This is a genomic window from Flavobacterium myungsuense (genome assembly GCF_042677265.1).
GTDB classification, from domain to species: domain Bacteria; phylum Bacteroidota; class Bacteroidia; order Flavobacteriales; family Flavobacteriaceae; genus Flavobacterium; species Flavobacterium myungsuense.
Genome location: NZ_JBHTIZ010000039.1, coordinates 1 through 5,128, shown reverse-complemented (window position 1 = coordinate 5,128; position 5,128 = coordinate 1). Strand labels below are relative to the sequence as shown.

General features: G+C 32.5%; 3 protein-coding genes. All 3 read left to right on the top strand.

Annotation, left to right across the window (positions count from 1 at the left end; all coding sequences use genetic code 11):
• Nucleotides 1–2,367: T9SS type B sorting domain-containing protein (locus ACFQ0S_RS11600; protein ID WP_379819100.1), on the top strand; the 2,367-nt coding region annotated here is incomplete at its 5' end.
• A gap of 23 nt (nt 2,368–2,390) precedes the next feature.
• Nucleotides 2,391–2,828: a hypothetical protein gene (locus ACFQ0S_RS11595; RefSeq protein ID WP_379758265.1), complete on the top strand. Its 438-nt coding sequence runs from the start codon at nt 2,391–2,393 to the stop codon at nt 2,826–2,828.
• Nucleotides 2,829–4,095: 1,267 nt separating this feature from the next.
• Nucleotides 4,096–5,070: a hypothetical protein gene (locus tag ACFQ0S_RS11590; protein ID WP_379758268.1), complete on the top strand. Its 975-nt coding sequence runs from the start codon at nt 4,096–4,098 to the stop codon at nt 5,068–5,070.
• Nucleotides 5,071–5,128: the final 58 nt, after the last annotated feature.

Below are 5,128 nucleotides of genomic sequence, written 5' to 3'. Positions count from 1 at the left end.
ACCATAACTGTAAATCCAAAAATAACTCCAATATTTGCTGCAATTCCAGCAATTTGCTCTGGAGATACTCTTTTTACATTACCTCTGTCTTCAAACAATAGTATTACTGGAACTTGGTTGTCTGCTTTTGATAATACTAAATCCGACACTTATTCTTTTACTCCAACTGCTGGACAATGTTCAAATAATGGAACTCTAACTATAACTGTAAATCCTAAAGTAACTCCAACTTTTGATACAACTCCTGCCATTTGCTCTGGAGATACACTTTTTTCATTGCCTTCATCATCAAACAATAATATTACAGGAACTTGGTTGCCTGCATATGATAATACTAAATCAGATACTTATACTTTTACGCCAACTGCTGGACAATGCTCTAATAACGGAACTCTAACTATAACCGTAAATCCAAACGTAAGCCCTACGTTTACTGCAGTACCCGATATATGTATTGGAGCGACTTTATTACCATTGCCGTTATCTTCTTTAGAAGCAATAACAGGTACTTGGAACCCGCCTTTAGATAATACTAAAACAACTACCTATACATTTACTCCAACTGCTGGATTGTGCGCTATTAGCACTACTTTAGATATTACCATAAATACAAGCGCAACCATTATTCCACAATTCGATACAGTTAATCCTATATGTGTTGGAGGAGTACTTTCTGATTTGCCTTTAACCTCTTTAAATGCTATAAATGGAACTTGGTCTCCACCATTAAATACTACCGCTACCACTACTTATACTTTTAATCCTGATTTGGGTCAATGTGCAGCAACTGCTCAACTAAAGATTGAAGTCTTAGACATTCCAATAGTTCAAGCAAATGCTGTATCCCCTTCTATTTGTTCAGGAAGTAGTACCGCAATCACACTCACTAGCAATGTTCCTAATACAACATTCAACTGGAACGCTATTAATAGTAATGTAACAGGAGCAACTGCAGGATCGGGTGATAAAATAATTCAGAAACTCTCTACTGTTGGCAATCAATCAGGTGAAGTTGTGTATGCCATAACGCCAACGGCAAATGGATGCAGTGGTTTAACAACTATTGTACCTATAATTATTAATCCTATCCCTCAAGCTAGCGCTTCCTCCAATTTTCAAACCATTTGTTCTGGCGGAAATACAAATATTGAACTGTCAAGCGAAGTAGGTTCAACCGCTTTTGATTGGACTGTTATTCAAACAGGAGTTTTGGGAGGCCTTTCAGGAAACGATAATACTATTGTTCAAACATTGACCACTACAGATATAAAAGAAGGTTTTGCAGAATACATTGTAACTCCCAAATTTAATAACTGTTTCGGCACACCACTATCAGTGGTTGTGAGAGTGAATCCTATTCCTGAAATTTTTGGTGCTTCGGGAGGTGATATCTGTAGTGGCAACTATACCAATGTTAAGTTAATCCCTAATCCAAACATTCCTTTAACCACATTTGAATGGACAGCGAATCCTACAGATGTTACTGGTGCCAAAGATGATTCTGGAGAGGATGTTATTGAACAACTTTTAGAAACTGTTACTGGTGGTTCGGTTACTTATACTGTAACACCAAGCTATGGTGGGTGTAAAGGAACCTCCTCTTTAGTAAAAATAAATGTTGATCCACTTCCAAAACCTAATCTAAAAGACGGTAAAATTTGTATTGAAAAAGCTACAGGAAATACCTTAAATCCCTATCTAATTGAAACCAATTTAAACAACCCGAATTTTGAATTTGAATGGTACTTTGAATCCGTTAAAATTAATGGAGCAACACAAAACAGCTATGAAGCCACAGCTATTGGAAAATATTCCGTACTCGTTTTTAATAAACTCACAGGTTGTACTTCGAAAGAGGTATTTGCAACTATGACTGAAACCTTTCCTGCAAATTCCTATTCAATAGAACAAACAGCCGCATTCACTGAAAATGCTACTGTAACCATAACTGTTAATGGAGACATAAATGAATACCTTTATAGATTAGACGACGGCGAATGGCAAAGTTCAAATGTTTTTTCAGGTATTTCAAGCGGTTTGCACACTGTTAGTATAACTGATAGTGAAGGCTGTACGAGTTTTACAGATACCGTTACGATTATCAATTACCCTAAGTTCTTTACTCCTAACGGGGATGGATTTAATGATACTTGGAATGTAGTAGGATTATCCAAAAATTCGAATGCAAAACTATCTATATACGATAGATACGGAAAATTAATAAAACAAATTAGTTCAGACGGAACGGGTTGGGACGGAACATTTAACAATCAATTATTGCCTGCTACCGACTATTGGTTTACTATCAATTATTTTGAAAATAAGATTGAAAAATTATTTAAAGCTCATTTTTCGCTTAAACGCTAATTAAGAATATAAAATTTAAAACCATGGTTGAAACTTTAACCAGCAATACTATAGAAAACGAAACTACTAACCAGATGGAATTTATGAATGCATTTGGAATCGTGTTTGAACATCACTTTGTAGTTTTTGATAGCAACAACAAAATAAAAATAAACATTCATGAAGCCAAGCATGTAAATATGCGAAAAAGTAGGGTAATGTCTAAAAATATTTTTTTAATTGCCGTAGCAGTTTATACTCTAATTTTTAGCTATTATTTGAATATTGATTTAATTTATAAGATTATCTTTGGCATATTGGCCTTATTTCTATTGGCTTTAGGAATGCTTTACAAAGAATATCAATACAAATTTATCATCGTCAAACTAGATGATTGCATTACATTTATAGTAAAAAAACATTTGAAAGAAGAGGCAAAAAAAATCCAACGCGTTTTATGTGAAAAATTACATAAAAAGTAGCTTAAATCTTCTTCATTATTAAAAAAAATCATAAAATCAATACTCCTTTTATAAAATCAATCTTTAAATCTTCAGTTTGTAAACATCACTTCTATTTTTGCCATTCTAAAATAAAGTGAGCATTCAATTACATAAGACATTAAGGTGTTATGGTTCATTAAGAAAGTCACTAAACAATTACTATAATGAATTTATTATGCTTTTTTAAACACAATCAATAAAAGCTTTTTATTATTGATTCTAGTTCCGCATCTAAATGTCATTAAGTTAAGGTAACTCTTGTCCTTTCGACCAACCAGAAAAATCATATAATGTGAGTACTATATGAGATTGCTTCGCTTGTTTACGAACGTTCGTGTATTCCTTTTCAGAACGAAAAACCGAGACTGTTTTTTCTTAAATTAATAGCATTATCCGCTTAATTCGCTTCGCACAGGTATATACTTTTCAAATTAACACATTTTTTCATAACACCGTAATTCTTTCTTTCACTTCTCGACACATCTCCGTTAAAAAATAGCACCACTCAAAGTGACGGTATACTTAGTGACGTATTTTAAAGTAAAATATACAAGGTTCATCAAACCAATAGTTCTATTGCAAAATGCACGTCACTTCGAGTTGAGCTTCCATTTGCGACTAGCTAATGGATGCATAGTATCGAGAAGATTACGTAATGAAGTAAAAGTAAATAACGATTGAAACGCAAGTTAGAAACGTATAACAACTGTTCAATAGTTACAATTTTGAAAACTAAAATGAAAAAAAATTGATCTTCTAGAAATAACCCAAAATAGACACCACAAATTACAATTAAATAAGTAAGTAAAAAACTAAATTAAACAACAATTGAATAAAATATCGGTATTAAATACAAGATATCTATACTACTATTAACAATATTTTATAAATATAAAATTTATCAAAAATATTTTTTTTTAGAATAATTAAATAGAAATATGCAATTTTAAGAACATTATTTATATAATAATAAAATTTTAAACCAAAATAGGAATAAAAAAAGGAATTAAAAACTATACATCAACACAACATTTAAATAACAATCTGTTAATACGAAAATTTATGATGTAATTTTAAATTCCAAAAAAACTTCGAAATCGATTGAAATCATTGAAATAAAAAAAATTAATAAATAAAAAAAACGTTGTATAGTTTTTGTATAGGTTGTTTTTTATTGCTCAATTACAGTTTTTTTTATGTTTGACTTTCTAACAATAATGTTAAACAATCACCAAATTATTTTATTATGAAAAAACTATTTCTATTACTCTTCTTAATGACTATTTCATTAGGACAATCGCAAAACCTAATCACCAATGGTGATTTTGAAAGTGGAACCGTTGGCTGGAATGGCAATGCCCTGAACATCATAGGTACCACTAACAAGTACAATTCTGCAAGTGTTGGCGCTGCAGGAAATGCATATGATGTTAATTTAAGTTATGCACAATCAATTTCAGCAATTAAGTACAAATTAACATTTGATGCTTCTACAGATAGACCGGGTGGAAGAACCATGGTTGCTGGTATAGGTTTACAAGGTGCTCCATACGATAGCGCTGTGCAAACGGTTAATTTGACCACAACTAGCCAAACATTTGAATTAGTTTTAAATTCTTATTGGTCAAACTCGGCTAGTCGTATTATTTTTGATATGGGCGCTGCAGTTGGTCAAGTAGATATTGACAATGTTAAACTAGAAGTATATGTTGCCCCTGATCCTGCACCTACTGCTGGACCTGCAGCTCCAACAAGAAATGCTGGGGATGTAAGATCAGTGTATGGTACAACTTACACTAATCCAGACACCTATATTCTTTCCACTTTTGGAGGGTCTACTATTACTGAACCTTACTCTTTAGCAGATGCAAGTACTGTTATAAAATATTCTAACCACAGTTATTCTGGTTTAGCAGCAAACGGTTCTCCTGATCCAGTTGGTGGCAATTGGGACGCAAGTACAATGACACATTTGCATATAGATGTTTGGTCTCCTGATTTTGTTTCTTTCAAAATAAAATTAGAATCTATAGGTGGTGGAAATCGTGAATTGGAAGTTCCTTTTACTAAAGTGCAAGGATCTTGGAATTCATATGATATCGATTTAAGTACCTACACCTCAGGAGGAGGAGTTGATTTATCAAGATTAAAATGGATTGTTCCTGTAACGTTTGGTCCTAATAATGTATTATTATATAACCCGTTGGGTGTAATTATTTGAAGTAAAAAATACTGATTAGATATTGCTCAAGATACTGAAATTCAGTATCTTGAAGTCG